General features: G+C 64.6%; 15 protein-coding genes. 8 read left to right on the top strand and 7 right to left on the bottom strand.

The genetic code is table 11. From position 1 onward, the window contains the following. Positions 1 to 5 precede the first annotated feature (5 nt). Entirely contained in the window at positions 6 to 1358 is a 1353-nt protein-coding gene (locus QM672_RS25110; protein ID WP_415085879.1) for an MFS transporter, read from the top strand. Positions 1359 to 1455: 97 nt separating this feature from the next. Here the strand turns inward: QM672_RS25110 and QM672_RS25115 are convergent, their stop codons facing one another. Beyond that, entirely contained in the window at positions 1456 to 2136 is a 681-nt protein-coding gene (locus QM672_RS25115; protein ID WP_311934333.1) for a L,D-transpeptidase, read from the bottom strand. Positions 2137 to 2612: 476 nt separating this feature from the next. Between QM672_RS25115 and QM672_RS25120 the strand changes: the two genes are divergently transcribed. The 3 genes from QM672_RS25120 to QM672_RS25130 all read left to right on the top strand — a co-directional run bounded on the left by QM672_RS25120 (position 2613) and on the right by QM672_RS25130 (position 5078). Then, the gene (locus QM672_RS25120; protein ID WP_311934332.1) at positions 2613 to 3305 is read left to right on the top strand and encodes a corrinoid protein; all 693 of its coding nucleotides are present in this window, start codon (positions 2613 to 2615) and stop codon (positions 3303 to 3305) included. Positions 3306 to 3381: 76 nt separating this feature from the next. Beyond that, the gene (locus tag QM672_RS25125) at positions 3382 to 4005 is read left to right on the top strand and encodes a DUF1638 domain-containing protein (protein ID WP_311934331.1); all 624 of its coding nucleotides are present in this window, start codon (positions 3382 to 3384) and stop codon (positions 4003 to 4005) included. A gap of 512 nt (positions 4006 to 4517) precedes the next feature. Continuing rightward, positions 4518 to 5078 (top strand): queuosine precursor transporter, encoded by a 561-nt coding sequence (locus QM672_RS25130; protein WP_367625901.1) that lies wholly within the window; start codon positions 4518 to 4520, stop codon positions 5076 to 5078. 131 nt (positions 5079 to 5209) lie between these two features. On the opposite strand, the gene QM672_RS25135 is transcribed toward QM672_RS25130, so the two are convergent. The 4 genes from QM672_RS25135 to QM672_RS25150 form a co-directional block, all read right to left on the bottom strand. Further along, positions 5210 to 5773: an invasion associated locus B family protein gene (locus tag QM672_RS25135; protein WP_311934329.1), complete on the bottom strand. Its 564-nt coding sequence runs from the start codon at positions 5771 to 5773 to the stop codon at positions 5210 to 5212. 199 nt (positions 5774 to 5972) lie between these two features. Further along, complete coding sequence (locus QM672_RS25140; protein ID WP_311934328.1) at positions 5973 to 6470, bottom strand: hypothetical protein; 498 nt, start codon at positions 6468 to 6470, stop codon at positions 5973 to 5975. 125 nt (positions 6471 to 6595) lie between these two features. Then, the gene (gene rlmN, locus QM672_RS25145) at positions 6596 to 7867 is read right to left on the bottom strand and encodes a 23S rRNA (adenine(2503)-C(2))-methyltransferase RlmN (RefSeq protein ID WP_415085883.1); all 1272 of its coding nucleotides are present in this window, start codon (positions 7865 to 7867) and stop codon (positions 6596 to 6598) included. A gap of 157 nt (positions 7868 to 8024) precedes the next feature. Next, positions 8025 to 9059 (bottom strand): glutamine synthetase beta-grasp domain-containing protein, encoded by a 1035-nt coding sequence (locus QM672_RS25150; protein WP_311934326.1) that lies wholly within the window; start codon positions 9057 to 9059, stop codon positions 8025 to 8027. Positions 9060 to 9434: 375 nt separating this feature from the next. On the opposite strand from QM672_RS25150, the gene QM672_RS25155 reads away from it, so the two are divergent. The 4 genes from QM672_RS25155 to QM672_RS25170 all read left to right on the top strand — a co-directional run bounded on the left by QM672_RS25155 (position 9435) and on the right by QM672_RS25170 (position 13270). Further along, the gene (locus QM672_RS25155; protein WP_311934325.1) at positions 9435 to 9629 is read left to right on the top strand and encodes a DUF2735 domain-containing protein; all 195 of its coding nucleotides are present in this window, start codon (positions 9435 to 9437) and stop codon (positions 9627 to 9629) included. Between the two features lie 347 nt (positions 9630 to 9976). Beyond that, positions 9977 to 10873, top strand: coding sequence for a fructose bisphosphate aldolase (locus QM672_RS25160; protein ID WP_311934324.1), 897 nt, complete (start codon positions 9977 to 9979; stop codon positions 10871 to 10873). Between the two features lie 209 nt (positions 10874 to 11082). Further along, positions 11083 to 11736, top strand: coding sequence for a DUF6963 family protein (locus tag QM672_RS25165; protein WP_415085886.1), 654 nt, complete (start codon positions 11083 to 11085; stop codon positions 11734 to 11736). A gap of 61 nt (positions 11737 to 11797) precedes the next feature. Further along, positions 11798 to 13270 carry an N-acyl-D-amino-acid deacylase family protein gene (locus QM672_RS25170; protein WP_415085888.1) on the top strand — a complete coding sequence of 491 codons (1473 nt, stop codon included), beginning with the start codon at positions 11798 to 11800 and terminating at the stop codon, positions 13268 to 13270. A gap of 281 nt (positions 13271 to 13551) precedes the next feature. Here the strand turns inward: QM672_RS25170 and QM672_RS25175 are convergent, their stop codons facing one another. Both QM672_RS25175 and zwf read right to left on the bottom strand, forming a co-directional pair. Continuing rightward, on the bottom strand, positions 13552 to 14322 hold the full coding sequence (locus QM672_RS25175) for a transporter substrate-binding domain-containing protein (protein WP_415085890.1): 771 nt from the start codon (positions 14320 to 14322) through the stop codon (positions 13552 to 13554). A 185-nt stretch (positions 14323 to 14507) separates the two neighbouring features. After that, positions 14508 to 15983, bottom strand: a complete 1476-nt coding sequence (gene zwf / locus QM672_RS25180) for a glucose-6-phosphate dehydrogenase (protein WP_311934355.1) — start codon at positions 15981 to 15983, stop codon at positions 14508 to 14510. Positions 15984 to 16044: the final 61 nt, after the last annotated feature.

Below are 16044 nucleotides of genomic sequence, written 5' to 3' on the forward strand. Positions count from 1 at the left end.
ATTTGATGAACGCCGCCGCCATGGATGGCTTGCCCATTCCCCAACGCTTCCTGGCCTTCCTGACCATCGCCATGGCGCTGACCATGGCAGTGCTCGACAGTGCCATCGTCAATGTCGCCTTGCCTTCGATTGCGGGCGAACTCGCGGTCTCCCCCGCGGAATCGATCTGGGTGGTTACCGCCTATCAGCTCGCGGTCACCATCTCGCTGCTGCCTCTGTCCTCGCTCGGCGACATCATCGGCTACAAGCGCGTCTACTGGGCGGGGCTGGCCGTGTTCACCGCGGCCTCCTTTGCCTGTGCCCAGGCCTCGTCCCTGCCGGTGCTGGCGCTGGCGCGGGCGGTGCAGGGGCTTGGCGGGGCCGGCATCATGAGCGTCAACATCGCCCTGGTGCGCTATATCTTTCCCAAGGCCTCCCTGGGTTCGGGCGTCGGCTACACGGCGCTGGTGGTGGCGGTGTCCTCGGCGGCCGGGCCCAGCGTGGCCTCGGCCATCCTGACCGTGGCGAACTGGCAATGGCTGTTCCTGGTCAACGTCCCCATCGGCCTCATCGCCCTCTTCGTCGCAGCCCGGGCCTTGCCGCAAACGCCGGCATCCGGCCATCGCTTCGACTGGATCAGTGCCGTCCTCAATGCTTTTGCCTTCGGCCTGCTGATCGCCGGCTTGGATGGCCTCGGCGATACCGCAACCATGCCTGTGGCCCTTGCCATGATCGGCGGGGCCGCGGTGGCGGCCCTCGTCTTGGTGCGGCGCTCGGTGAAACTGCCGGTGCCCATGCTGCCGGTCGACCTCCTGCGGCGGCCGGTCTTCTCGCTGTCGATGGCGACCTCGATCTGCTCCTTCGCGTCGCAGAGCATGGCCTATGTGGCGCTGCCTTTTTTCCTGCAGCGCACGCTCGGCCATTCCGAGGCGGCGACGGGATTCCTGATGACGCCTTGGCCGCTGATGACCGCGCTGATAGCGCCCATCTCGGGCCGGCTGTCCGATCGGATCTCGCCCGAGAAACTCGGCATTGCCGGGCTCTGCCTGCTGGCCGCGGGGCTGGCGGCGGTCGCCAGCATGGGCGAGCGGCCCGACAGCTTCGACATCGCCTGGCGGCTTGCTTTGTGCGGCTTCGGCTTCGGCCTGTTCCAGTCGCCCAACAACCGCATCATCATCACCAGCGCGCCGCGCGAGCGCAGCGGCGGGGCGAGCGGTCTGCAATCGACCGGCCGGCTGCTCGGCCAGTCGATGGGCGCCGCCGTCGCGGCCGTCATCTTCAGCCTGGTTGCGCAGGGACAGACGGAAATGATCGCCTGGATCGGCGCAGGCCTTGCGCTGATCGGGGCGGTGTCGAGCGGACTGCGCAAGCCGGGCTAAAGCGCGCTCCGGAAAAGGCAATCGACTGTTCGATCAGCAAAGTGCGGTTCGAGGCAATCGCACTTTGCCCTGAGGACGATGGCAGCAGCGGCCCCTGTCAGCTCGCCTCGGTACCGCCGTGGGAAGGCCGCACCACCACCCGCACGCCCACCGGGGTGTTGTGATAGAGGGCCATGATGTCCTGGTTGAGCAGGCGGATGCAGCCCGACGACATCGACTTGCCGATCGAGGTCGGATCGTTGGTGCCATGCAGGCGATAGAGGGTGTCGCGGTCGCCCTGATAGAGATACATGGCGCGGGCACCGAGCGGGTTTTCGACACCGCCCTCCATGCCGCCTGCAAATTTGGCGGCCAGCGGGTCGCGCTTGACCATCTTCGGCGGCGGCGTCCAGCGCGGCCATTCCGCCTTGCGCCGAATGGTGGCCTTGCCGCTCCAGCCAAAACCTTCGCGGCCGACACCGACGCCATAGCGCGTGGCGGTGCCGTCGTCATGGACATGGTAGAGAAAACGATTGTCGGGATCGACGATGATGCTGCCGGGCGCCTCACCGGCGGGGGCGACCACGACGCGCCGCAAATATTTGGGATCGATCGCCTTCAGATTGATGGGCGGATAGTCATGGCCGTTCTCCGTGCCGCCGGCATAGATCTCGCGATAGTTGAAGCCGCTGTCGCTCGATCTATCGAACAGGGAGCCGATGGTGGCACGCGAGGAGGCGCAGCCGGCGAGCAGCAACGGAGCACCGAGAACAAAGACACGACGAGATAAACCGGGCATCACAACCTTTTCCGAACAGCCATCAGTATCGAAGTCACGCCAAAGGCCGGCGCCACGACATTCCGTTAGGTAGGCCTACTATTTCATGCAGCGTTCACGCAAGCCAATACCGACGTCAGGCGCCAACGTTTTGCCGAAGCGATCTGCGGATAGCCGGACTCGGCGGGAATCGCAAAGGCTCGCGAGCGGCAGGCTGTGGGGCAAATGAGCGCCCTTGCGAAAGGTGCCGGACCACAAGCTCGGACGAGCGGGCCGGGCCAATAGCGGGCTCGATCTGCGGGAACCCGATTGCGGATAAGATCGGCCACCCAATCGGGTTTCAGCTGCCTGGCAGCCATCGCTCTTTTGAGCCGTTGTCGCAGATTGAATATACGATGTCCCCGGTGCGACAGCGCAAGGCGCCCCTGTCAGGCTACCTCGCATTAAGAAGCGTTCTATAGTAATCCGTGCTTCACCCAGTGCAGGAACAGCAAGTCATGTCCGACGGCGATCTCGATCTCAACTCACTCCCCGATGACGAGCTCGTCGAGCAGATGCACGACGACCTCTATGACGGCCTGGCCGACGAGATCGTCGAGGGCGTCAATATCCTGCTCAAGCGCGGCTGGACGCCCTATGACGTGCTGACCAAGGCGCTGGTCGAGGGCATGCGCATCGTCGGCGTCGACTTCCGCGACGGTATTCTGTTCGTGCCGGAAGTGCTGATGTCCGCCAATTCGATGAAGGCCGGCATGAACGTGCTGCGCCCGTTGTTGGCTGAGACCGGTGCCCCCAAGGTCGGCAAGATGGTGATCGGCACCGTCAAGGGCGACATTCACGACATCGGCAAGAACCTCGTCACCATGATGATGGAAGGCGCCGGCTTCGAGGTGATCGACCTCGGCATCAACAACCCGGTCGAGAACTATCTCGAGGCGCTGGAGAAGCACCAGCCCGAGATTCTCGGCATGTCGGCTTTGCTCACCACCACCATGCCCTATATGAAGGTTGTGATCGACACGATGAAGGAGAAGGGCATCCGCTCCGACTATATCGTGCTGGTCGGCGGCGCGCCGCTGAACGAAGCCTTCTCGGAAGCCGTGGGCGCCGATGCCTATTGCCGCGATGCCGCCATTGCGGTGGAGATGGCCAAGTCGCTGATCGGCAAGCGCCAGGGCATGGCGGGCTAAGCTCGGTCGCAGACCTGTGCGGAGCGGTCGATGCCGTTCCGCCCTTGGAGCGGCGGCCGATCTCGGGGAGTGGGCGATGACCAGTCCTTCGAAACAAACAGATGGGCCCCGCTCGACGCTGGTGATCGCCTGCGGGGCGCTGGCGCGTGAATTTCTGGCGGTGAAGACGGCCAATGGCTGGGACCATATGGAGGTCACCTGCCTGCCGGCGATCTGGCACAACTACCCCCAGAAGATTCCGGACGGCATCAGGCGCAAGATCCGCGCCAATCGCGCCAAATATGACGAGATCCTGGTGCTATACGGCGATTGCGGCACCGGCGGCCTGCTCGACGCAGTCCTCGCCGAGGAGGGCGTCGAGCGCATCGACGGACCGCATTGCTATTCCTTTTTCGCCGGCGCGGACGTTTTCGACCGCATGCAGGAGGAGGAGATCGGCACCTTCTACCTCACCGACTTCCTGGTCCGGCATTTCGACCGCTTCGTGATCAAGGGCCTGAAGCTCGATGTCCATCCGCAATTGCTGCCGATGTATTTCGGCCATTACAAGCGGGTGATGTTCCTGGTGCAATTCCCCGACCCGGTGCTCGAGCGCAAGGCGAAGGCCGCCGCCGAGCGGCTGGGGCTGCCCCTCGAGGTGCATTACACCGGACTGACCGGGGTGGAGCGCTTCCTGGAAACGGGCCAGGCCCGGACATAGGGCGCGTCGCGGCCAAGACGGCTCGCGGACCGGTCCGGCTGTACCTTACCGATATGTCATTTGCTCCTCTAGCGACTGTAGAAGCTAGGCTTTCTTCTCATCCTGAAGAGGAGAGCAGGACGATGGGGCACTTTTTCGATCGATTGTTGTCGGGTGGCAGGCATGGCGCCGGCGGCCATCACGGTGGCCACGGGTCTGAGGGGCGCCATCAGGGCGGATGGGGCCGGTCTCCTGCCCAGGATGGACTTTCACCGAATGTTGCGCAACGCGTCATGGCGTGCAGCAAATGCGGTGGCGACAATCCGGCCGATGCGCACTTTTGTGCCCAGTGCGGTGGCCGGGTGCTGCCCAGGGCGAAATTCTGCACCGCCTGCGGAAAGGCTGCCGCGTAAACGCAAAAAAGCGGTCATGCCGGCCCTGGGAAGCACAATTGCGATGGAGAGGCTACACGGGAAGCTGTTTTTGCTGTATGGCAGCGCCCCAGAAAATCTCCTCCTTCGCGTAGGTATGCCGTGACCGCCAATCCCCTGTTCAACTCTTTCGCCGGCTTGCGCTGGCGCTACGTGCTCGCCCACGCCGTGATCGTGGCAGCCGCCAACTGGGGCGTGCAGTATGTCGTGCCGGGCACTTCCGATTTCCTGACCTGGGGCGCCTTCATCTTCCCGGTCGCCTTCTTCATCACGGATCTGTGCAATCGGCGCCATGGCGTGGAAATGACGCGCAAGGTGGTGATGGCCTCCTTCGTGATCGCGGTGATCGTCTCCTTCGTGGCGGCGGACCCGCGCATCGCCATCGCCAGCGGTGTCGCCTTCATTTCCGGCCAGATGGTGGATGCGCAGGTCTTCAACCGCTTCCGCCAGCATGCCTGGTGGGTGCCGCCCTCCATCTCCAACATCCTGGCCTCGACGGTCGACAGCGTGCTGTTCTGGGTGATCGCCTTTGTCGGGACGGACGTGCCCTGGGTCAGCCTCGGCTTTGCCGACTATGCCATCAAGATCGCCATGGTTTTCGTGGTGATGCCGGTTTACGGCTATCTCGTCTTCCGCGACAGGCTCGCTGCCAAGACGGTGTAGTTTTGGAGCGCGGACATCCTGTCCGCTCTTGGAAATAGAGACCTACAAGAAATGGGCGCGGCTTGATCTGGCTGCGCCCTTTTTGCGAGTTCTATGCTTCAAGAGCAGACAGGATGTCCGCGCTCCAAATCTTACGGGCAGCCCTTGGTGATGGCGTCGAGGGCCTGCGGCAGGCCGTCGAGCGAATAGCGGTCGGTGGTCTTGTTGCCGCGCTTGGAAGCGCCGGTGAAGACCGCCTCGCGGCTCTTGCGCATGGTATTGACCACGGTGCCTTCCTCGGCGGCGTTCTTCACCCAGGCATTGCTGCCCTTGGTGTAGAGCGTATAGGAGGAGCGGCCGATCTTCAGCGTGGCGTCGCCGCCATCCTTCATGCCGAAGCCGGTGATCATGCTCAGCTCGTTCTTCACACCTTCGCCAGGGCGGCGGGTGATGAAGAGCGTGGCCGGATCGCGTTTCAGCCGCGCAGGCTTGCGGTCCTTCGGGCTGGTGATGGCAAAGCAGGACTTGCCCTTGGCCGTGCCGTTCTGGAAGGCCTGCCAATCGCCGAACTGGCCGAGCGGCGTCGGCTGGGCGCCGGCTGCGGCGGCCGGCGCCGGCGCTTCGGCCTTGGGTTTGCGAGGTGCTGCCAGAGCCGAACCGGTGAATGCGACGACGGCGGTGGCGATGAGCGCGATGCGAAGGGTTGAGGACATCATGCTGGCTCGATCGATCCCGAAGTAAGAGGGCAGAAAGCGGTGGCGCCGATCATCGTGAATCGGAGCGCCTCGCGCAACTGCGACGAAAGACAGGGATTCCGGCGAAAGTTCGACCGGAACGGCTCGCAGCCTACGCGGACGCGGTGAGCAAATGGTTAAATCGGGCCAAAAGAACCATGGCGTGCAATTCTGGCTCCGCTCAACCCGCCGCGTTGCGGCCGGCCACCAGCCAATAGACCGTGCCGGCGACGATGCCGATGGCGGTGAGACCGAGCAAGGCACGGTAGAGCAGCACGATGGCGAGGATGTTCAGGCTCATCACCATCGGCGCCACCGCAAAGGCGAGCGCCATCCCGATGGCATAGAACATCCAGCTTGCCTTGCCCATGGTTTCGCCGATCACAGCCACCAGGGCGATCGGGGCGAGCCAGATCGCCAAGGCAGCGGTTGCGGCTTGCCGGATCATCGCACCGATGTCTTCCACGGGAGTCCCGTCGATCAGCGTCGCCAGGGTCTTGAGGCCCAACAATTCGGCGGTGCCGGTGAGCTCTTGCCCGAAATCGTGATTGGCAAGGCCCATCACGCCGACCACAAGCGCGGCGATCGCGGCCAGGACGGCGGCGAAGGCCACCAGCACCAGACGGTCGACGAAGCCAATGACGCCACGCGGGCTATTGGGGGAGGGAGGAGAGGACATCGAACTCCTGGGACCGCAGGCTTCTCGGCAACAACCATCAGCGAAGATTGTTGCGACACCTGCTCGTGGCAATGCCCATAGGGGGAGAAGAGATGCAGGCTGGAAGCCTGCGGTCCCGGAGGGTACTATTCCCCGTCCGCCCCGTGGGCGTAGAAAGCCTCAACCGCCAGCTTCTTCATGGCGTCGGCCTCGATGGCGAGGCGCTCGCGGGCCCGCATCTTCTGGCTTTCGCTCTTGAGCTGGCCGCAGGCGGCGAGGATGTCGCGCCCGCGCGGCGTGCGGATGGGCGAGGCGTAGCCGGCATTGAAGACGATGTCGGAGAAGGCCTCGATCGTCTCCCAGTCCGAGCATTCGTAGAAGGTGCCGGGCCAGGGGTTGAAGGGAATCAAATTGATCTTGGCAGGGATGCCCTTAAGCAGCTTGACCAAAGCGCGCGCCTCGGCCGGGCTGTCATTCACGCCCTTGAGCATGACATATTCGAAGGTGATGCGGCGGGCATTGGACAGGCCCGCATAGTTGCGGCAGGCATCCAGGAGCTCGGCGATCGGATATTTCTTGTTCAGCGGTACCAGCTCGTTGCGCAGATTGTCGTTGGTGGCATGCAGCGAGATGGCGAGTGCCGGATTGACGTCGTCGCCCAGCGGGCCGAGCATCGGCACCACGCCCGAGGTCGACAGGGTGATGCGCCGGCGCGACAGGCACAGGCCGTCCTGGTCGGACATCACTTTCAGGGCGGTCGTGACGTTGTCGTAGTTGTAGAGCGGTTCGCCCATGCCCATCATCACGACATTGGAGACGTAGCGCCCGCCGTCACGCGGCACGATCGCCCCTTCCGGCGCTTCCTGGCCCGGCCAGTCGCCGAGACGGTCGCGCGCCACCAGGAGCTGGGCCACGATCTCGGCGGCGGTGAGGTTACGCACCAGCTTCTGCGTGCCGGTATGGCAGAAGGAGCAGTTGAGCGTGCAGCCGACCTGGGAGGAGACGCACAGCGTGCCGCGGCTCTCGTCGGGGATGTAGACGGTCTCGATCTCGGCGCCCTTGTCGGCGGGGCCGGTGGAGGGCATGCGCATCAGCCATTTGCGCGTACCGTCGGCCGAGATCTGCTCGGCGATGATCTCCGGGCGGTCGAGCGTGTAGGACTGCTCCAAGAGGGCCCGCAGATGCTTGGACACGTTGGTCATGGCATCGAAACGGCTGGCGCCGCGAACATAGAGCCAGTGCGAAAGCTGGTTGACGCGCATCTTCACCTCGCCGGCGGGTACGCCCACGGCAGTGAGAGCTTCGGTCAGCGCCGCGCGATCCATCCCGGCGAGGGAGGGCTTGGCGGCGGGAATAGTGGTTTCAGCAGCGGCAACGGGCGCAGTGCTCGCTGCCTGTTCGAGCGGGAGGGCCGACATGCAAAATTCCTGATGTTGGCCGGCGCTATAGCACAGCCAGCCCAAAAGGGCGACCGGCAAAGATGCATGGTGGGCGCGCGCTGGCCTCATCCGGACGCAGCATGCGAAACGGCGCGGATCGCAAGATCCGCGCCGTTTCGTCGGAAACCGTTCGGGCTCAGGCCGCGGCCTTCACCGCGGTCGAGACGGAAGCGATGGTCTTCAGCACCTGGGAGGCGATCTCGTAGGGATCGGCCTGGGAGTTGGGACGGCGGTCTTCCAGGTAGCCCTTGTAGTCGTTGCGCACGAAGGAGTGCGGCACGCGGATCGAGGCGCCACGGTCGGCCACACCCCAGGAGAAGGTGTCGATCGAAGCGGTCTCGTGCTTGCCGGTGAGGCGCAGATGGTTGTCCGGGCCGTAGACGGCGATATGGGCTTCCTTGTTGGCGGCGAACGCTGCCATCAGGGCCTCGAAATAGGCCTTGCCGCCGACTTCGCGCATATGGGTGGTCGAGAAGTTGCAATGCATGCCCGAGCCGTTCCAGTCGGTGTCGCCGAGCGGCTTGCAGTGCCATTCGATGTCGATCGAGTATTGCTCGGTCAGGCGGAGCAGGAAGTAGCGGGCGAGCCACATCTCGTCGGCAGCGGCGCGGGAGCCCTTGCCGAAGATCTGGAATTCCCACTGGCCCTTGGCGACCTCGGCATTGATGCCTTCATGGTTGAGGCCGGCGGCCAGGCAGATGTCGAGATGCTTTTCGACGATCTCACGGGCGATGTTGCCGACATTCTTGTAGCCGACGCCGGTGTAGTAGGGACCCTGCGGAGCGGGGAAGCCATGTTCGGGGAAGCCGAGCGGGCGGCCATCCTTGTAGAAGAAATATTCCTGCTCGAAGCCGAACCAGGCGCCGTCATCGTCGAGGATGGTGGCGCGGGTGTTGGAGGCGTGCGGGGTGACGCCGTCGGGCATCATCACTTCGCACAGCACCACGGCGCCGTTCAGGCGCTCCGGATCGGGGACGACACGGATCGGCTTGAGTACGCAATCCGAGCTCGATCCCTCGGCCTGCTTGGTCGAGGAGCCGTCGAAACCCCAGAGAGGCAGTTGCTCGAGCGTGGGGAAGGCGTCAAATTCGCGGACCATGGTCTTGCCGCGCAGGTTGGCGGTCGGCCGGTAACCGTCGAGCCAGACATACTCGAGCTTGTACTTCGTCATTCTTAGGATACTCGCTGGTGTGAATGGAATGGACGGCAGCCGGTTCGCCGGGCTGCCGCCGGTTGCAGTGCAATAAGCAGGAAGCGTGCCAGAGCGCATGGTGCGGCGCTTTTGTCGCAGATGATGGCCCTCCCGTCGGCGCAGACGCGGCGAAATCCGCGTCTTTCCGCGCCATCGACGGAAGAAAGAGGCACGAGCTGTCATTGCCGGGAGTGCTGCCTTCATGCGCAGTGTCCCGATATAGCCCAGAATGCACATAGTTTAGGCAAACACTGCCTGCAAAGCAGGCAAATGATAGGAAGGGGAGGATCGCTGTGCTAAGACTTGATCCTGGTTTGGTTGCGCCCCAGGGCGCGCCAGGCAAGGGAGACGAGCATGACTGCGAGTACCCGGCAAGAGACCGCCAAGATCTACCTCTTCCCTGCGCGGCCGCGTATGGGGTCCAGCCTCGGGCGTGACGAGACCCGGCTTTCCTCGCGCGAGACCCAGCCCTTGCCGCCCGTCGACGTCGACGGCGCCTGGTATCACCAGGCCGCCATTCGCGATGCGGCCGATCCGCGCAAGCGCTGACGATACGGGCAGACAGGACAGGTCCGATCCACCCCCGCCATATCCGTTGGCTGTGTCAGGGCCGGAAGGTGTCCGGCGCCGATTTCTCACTTCCGCGCCAAAGCTTTTCACCGCGCAGCCCCTTGCTTCACCTTCCTTCCATGCCGATACTCGCGCCGACTCGAAACACGAGCATTTCGTGATTTGGCGCGATCGCCGTGAATCGCAGAGACGCTCTCGCCAATCCGTCGGATTGGCTTGGAAACAATGAGCTAGAGCGAAGGAGCGTTTTCGTCTAAACGCGCTGTGTTCTAGGCAACCGCGGAGGCTGGGCGCGCCGCGCACCGGCCCGCAACAGGGAGACCAGCATGGCAGACGCCAAGATGATGTCACAGATAACCGGCAAGGATGGCTTCATCGCCGCCCTCGATCAGAGCGGTGGTTCCACCCCCGGCGCCCTGCGTCTCTATGGCATCGCCGAATCCAGCTATAGTGGCGACGAAGAGATGTATCGCCTGGTGCATGAAATGCGCGTGCGCATCATGACGTCGCCCGCTTTCTCCGGCGACAAGGTGATCGGCGCCATCCTGTTCGAGAAGACCATGGACGGCGATGCCAAGGGCAAGCCGGTGCCGACCTATCTGTGGGAAGATCGCGGCGTGGTGCCTTTCCTCAAGGTCGACAAGGGCCTGGCGGCAGAAGAGAACGGCGCCCAGGTGATGAAGCCGATGCCCGAACTCGATGCCCTGCTCGCGCGCGCGGCGAAGAAGGGTATCTTCGGCACCAAGATGCGCTCGGTGATCGCCAATGCCGACAAGACCGGCATTGCCGCCGTCGTCAAGCAGCAGTTCGAAGTCGGCAAGCAGATCCTCGGCCATGGCCTCGTGCCGATCATCGAGCCGGAAGTCTCGATCAAGAGCCCGACCAAGCAGGAAGCCGAGGCCATCCTGCGCGATGAGATCGCCCGGGAACTCGACGCGCTGCCGGCGGGCGAGCAGGTGATGCTCAAGCTCACCATCCCGACCGTCGCCGATTTCTACAAGCCGTTGGTCGACCACAAAGCCGTGGCCCGTCTGGTGGCCCTCTCGGGTGGCTACACCTGTCCGGATGCCTGCGAGAAGCTCAGCCACAATCATGGCATGATTGCTTCCTTCTCGCGCGCTCTCGCCGAAGACCTGCGCGTCTCGATGAGCGATGCCGAATTCAACGATACGCTGGGCAAGGCAATCGATCAGATCTACAAGGCGAGCGTCGTCAAGGTCTGATCCCGAGAGCGTTTTGCGATTTGGTGGCATCGCCAGGAATCGCAAGGACGCGTCGAACCAAAGAGCTGGAGCAAAACAGCGTTTTCGTCTGATCGCGCTTTGCTCCAGGGCCGTTCGAGATCACTGGCCGCGAGCGGGGCAGGGTGCCCGGCTCGCGGCCGGATTCGTTTAGGGAACGCAATCTTGATGGCAATCGGGGAGTTCGGGTCGTGACGATCGGCATTGCTGCCTTCGGGGCCGAAGCGGGCCGGGCGGTCTGGGCAGCCTGGGCCGAGGCTGAGAGGCTGGGCAAGGGCGACCTGCATGGCTTTGCGGTGTTCTACGCCCTGGCGCCGGATGGTGAGCCGGTCAGCCTGGAGTGCCAGCGCGGCGGGCTCGAGACCATTCGCGCCCAATGGTCCACCCGACCTGATCTTGCCTGGATGATGGCCTCGCCGCTGGCGGCGGTGATCACCAGCGGACCTGATCGCCCCGAGCCGCTTGCCCAGTTTCTCGCCGCAAGCCGCAGGGGCTTCGTCACCGGCCACCGGTTGCCGAACAGGGTAGGCGCTTCCGGCTTTCCTGTGAACAGGGAGGCGCTGTCGCTGATCGAAAGGGGCGTCCGTCCCGATGAAGCCGTGCGTATGGTGCTCCAAGCCAATCCGCGCGTCGATGCTGGCCTGATCGCCGTGACGCCCCATGCCGTCGGCGTGGAGGACAGCGAGTTGGTGCGCGAGCGCGCCGATCGCGGCCAGGCCCATGTTCTTGCCACCGATGGGCGTTACGGCCTGGCCCTCTTGCACAACTCCATCGAGCCGGCAGCGGGCCTCGCCGACAGCGCCGCGCGACGGGGCGCCGCAGTGCTGGCCGGGCACGAATCATAAGGCCGGGCTATAGCGAAGTAGAGGCCGGCATACCGGTCCGGAACGACCCAGGGACCTCATCATGACTGCCACCTGCGACCTGATCTTCCGGCAGGCGAAGATCTTCGACGGCACGGGCGCCACGCCGCATCTCGCCGATGTCGCCGTCATCGGCGAGCGCGTCGTCGCCCTCGGCGAGAAGCTGCCACACCAGGCCAGGACCGAGATCGACGCCGCCGGGCTTGCCCTCGCGCCCGGCTTCATCGACGTGCACACCCATGACGACCGCGCGGTGATCGCCACCGACATGGCGGCCAAGCTCAGCCAGGGCGTGACCACGGTGGTGGTCGGCAATTGCGGCATCAGCCTCGCTCCGCTGCGGGCGAAGGGCGAGGTCGTGCCACCGCTCGACCTGATCGCCAAAGGCGAGCATGAATTGTTCGAGCGTTTCGCCGATTATTTCGAGGCGGTGGAAGCGGCGGGAACCACGGTGAACGTCACCTGCCTGGTCGGCCACACCACGCTCCGGCTCGCCACTATGGACCGGCTCGACCGCCCGGCCACCAAGGCCGAATGCGCCCGCATGCGCGATTTGCTCGACCAGGCGCTGGCGGATGGGGCCATCGGCCTTTCGACCGGGCTTTATTACCAGCCGGCCAATGCCGCCTCGACGGCGGAGGTGATCGCCGTCGCCGAGCCGCTGGCGAAATATTCGGCCATCTACACCACCCATCTGCGCGACGAGGCCGATCACCTGCTGGAAGCGATGGAAGAGGCCTTCGCCATCGGGCGCGAGGCCGATGCGCCGGTGGTGCTGTCGCATCACAAGGCGACCGACCCGCAGAACCATGGCCGCACCCGCGTGTCCCTGCCGATCATCGAGAAGCGGGCGCGCGAGCAGCCCGTCACGCTCGACGTCTATCCCTATGCGGCGTCCTCCACCGTGCTGGAGGCCAAGCGTGCCGGCCAGGTCGAGCGCATCCTGATCACCTGGTCGAAGGCGCGGCCCGATCTCGCCGGCAAGACGCTCGACGTCATCGCCCGCGAGCTCGGCGTCTCCAGGGAGGAGGCGGTGGCGAAGCTGCAGCCGGCCGGTGCCGTCTATTTCACCATGGACGAGGAGGACGTGCGGCGCGTGCTGCAGTTCCCGCTGACCATGGTGGGCTCGGACGGGTTGCCGCACGACGTGCGCCCGCATCCTCGGCTCTGGGGCACCTTTCCCCGCGTGCTCGGTCATTATGCCCGTGATATCGGCCTGTTCGGCATGGAGGAGGCGGTTCGCCGCATGACGGCATTGCCCGCCGCCCGCTTCGGCCTCGCCCAGCGCGGCGTGATCAGGCAGGGCGCCTATGCCGACCTCGTGCTGTTCGATCCCGAGACCATCCGGGACAAGGCGACCTTCGACGATCCCACCCAGCTCTCGGCCGGCATTCGTTCGGTCTATGTCAATGGGAGCCTGGCCTGGAGCGAGGGCAAGGCGGCCGGCCCCCGCGCCGGCAAGGTGCTGCGCAACCGCGACCTGGTGGCGAAGAATTTCACCGCCGCATTTGCGTGAAGAAGAAGTGGTGAGGGCGCGCTGAGTGAGGCGCAACGATCCCTCCCCGGTTTCGGCTATCGGATTCATACATCTCGACGAGGCAAGAAAAGGCGCCGGAGTCCTTCCCCGACTTCGGGGAAGGTGGCCGAACGCAGTGAGGTCGGAAGGGGGAGAGTGGTGGTTTTCGGACCAAAATTGGCACTGTCGCGCCACGCTCCCCCATCCGCCGCTTCGCAGCACCTTCCCCGAAGCCGGGGAAGGATAATGGCGCTCTATTCCGAGAGCTGTCCTGACCACCCTCACTTGGGCGGCATGCCGATATCGTATTTGAAGTATTTCCCGGCGATCTGCTTGAATTCGCCGCTGGCATAGACGGCCTTGATGCCGGCATCGAGCTTGGCTTTCAGCTCGGTGTCCTCCTTGCGCAGGCCGCCGCCGATGCCACCCTCGAACAAGGGATCCTTGGGGAAGCCCTTGGAATCGCAGCAGGCGCCGTCCTTGCCTTCCAGGAACGGCCCGACGGAATCGGCGTCGCCCAGCACCAGTTCGATGCGCCCGGCGGCTAGGTCAGCCATGGCGGCATCGAGCGTGGCATAGTTGCGGATCTCGGCCTCCGGATAGGCCTTCTGCACATATTGGGCGTGGATGGTGCTGGTCTGCACGCCGACCGCCTTGCCCTTGAGGCCGCCTGGCACGAATTCGAACTTGTCGTCCTTGTTGCCGATGAACTCAACCGGCGTGTTGTAGATCGGGATGGTGAAGGCGATCTGCTTCTGCCGCTCCGGCGTGATCGACATGCCCGCCCAGATCACGTCGATCTTCTTGGCGAGGAGGGCCGGCATGATGCCGTCCCAGGCGGTGGCCACCACCACGCAATCGAGTTTGGCCTCCTTGCACACCGCCTTGGCATAGTCGGGCAGGAAGCCCTGCCAACTGCCCTGGCCGTCCAGCGAGAAGAAGGGCGGGATCGGCTCGGCCGAGACGCTGATCCTGACGGGATCGGCGTGCGCCACGGCTATTCCCATCAGAAGGGCCGCGCCCGCCAGCAAACTCGTCTTGAAACTCTTCATGGACCCAATGTCCTCCCTTTGCTCCCGCTCTGTCGGCGTTTTTGATTGGGCCGAGAGGAAAAAGCCTCCGGCGCGTGGCAGCAGAACGTATTCGTCAGACAAGGTCAATCGGCCCGATGACGGCCAAAGCCGGCAGTTTGCCGGTGGCGGAGCGGTTCGCGACGATGCCGGTGGGGGGCCGATGCCTATTCCTTCCCGGCCGGTTTACGCCACACTCGCTCGAAGGGCAGGCGCCAGGCGTTGGGGGCGATGAGCTGGTGGATCGACTTCGGGCCCCAGCTGCCCTGGTCGTAGAGGCGCACGGGCGGCGGATTCTCGAGCAAAGGCTGGGAGACTTCCCAGAGCCGCTCGATGCCCTCGGCCGTGGTGAACAAAGTGTGGTCGCCGCGCATGGCGTCGAGGATCAGGCGCTCATAGGCCTCCAGCACGTCGCCGATCAGGCCGGTTTCGCTGAGGGCGAATTGCAGCGAGAGCTTGTCGAGCCGGAAGCCCGGGCCGGGGCGCTTGCCGTAGAAGGAGAGCGAGACCTTGGAGGCGTCGGCGAGGTCGAAGGTGAGGTGGTCGGGGCCTTGCGCACCGACGCCGGAGCCCGCCGGGAACATGCTCTTGGGCGGCTCGCGGAAGGCGATCGAGATGATGCGCTGGCCTTCGGCGAGGCGCTTGCCGGTGCGCAGGTAGAAGGGCACGCCGGCCCAGCGCCAATTGTCGATGGCGCATTTTAGGGCAATGAAGGTCTCGGTGTCGCTTTCAGGGTCGACGCCCGGCTCCTCGCGATAGCCGATATACTGTCCGCGCACCACCTCGCGCGGATCGAGCGGCACCATGGAGCGGAACACCTTGTTCTTTTCCTCCGAGATCGGCTGGGGCTCCAGCGCGGTCGGCGGCTCCATCGCCATGAAGGCGAGGATCTGGAACAGGTGCGTCACCACCATGTCGCGATAGGCGCCGGTGGATTCGTAAAACGCGGCGCGGGTGCCCAGGCCCAGCGTTTCCGGTACGTCGATCTGGACGTGGTCGATGAAATTGCGATTCCAGATCGGCTCGAACAGGCCATTGGCGAAGCGGAAGGCCAGGATGTTCTGGGCCGGCTCCTTGCCGAGGAAGTGGTCGATGCGGAAGATCTGGCTCTCGTGGAAGACCTCGTGCAGGCGGGCGTTAAGGGCGACGGCACTGGCCAGATCCGTGCCGAAGGGCTTTTCCATGATGATGCGGCAGCGGTCGACGAGGCCCGCCTCCGACAGCATCTGCACGGCCGAGAGTGCGGCGTTGGGTGGCACGGACAGATAATGCACGCGGCGGGCTTCAGGGCCGAGTTCGGCTTCGGCCCGCGCCACAGCTTCCTTGACCGGGCCGGCACCGGCCGAGATCGGCACATAGTCGAGGCTGGCGGCAAAGGCTTCCCAATCGGCCTGGGAGACCTTGCGGGTGGAGAATTTGTCGAGCGCGTCGCGTGCGATGGCACGGAAGCCGTCGGCATCGATGTCATCGAGCGAGACGCCGATGATGCGGCAGCCCGGGATGAAGCCGGCACTGGCCAGATGGAAGAGGCCGGGGATCAGCTTGCGGCGGGAGAGGTCGCCCGTGGCGCCCACCAGCACCACGACCTGCGGCTTGCCCGGGCCGACGCGCGAGGAATTCTTGATCAAGGCTCTCGTTCCCATTGGTTTTGCACTGCGCCGGCGCGCCACGCCGCGGGCCGATCCAGGCCCGTCCTTGCCTGAA

It is taken from the genome of Labrys sp. (in: a-proteobacteria) (assembly GCF_047605565.1).
GTDB lineage: Bacteria > Pseudomonadota > Alphaproteobacteria > Rhizobiales > Labraceae > Labrys > Labrys neptuniae.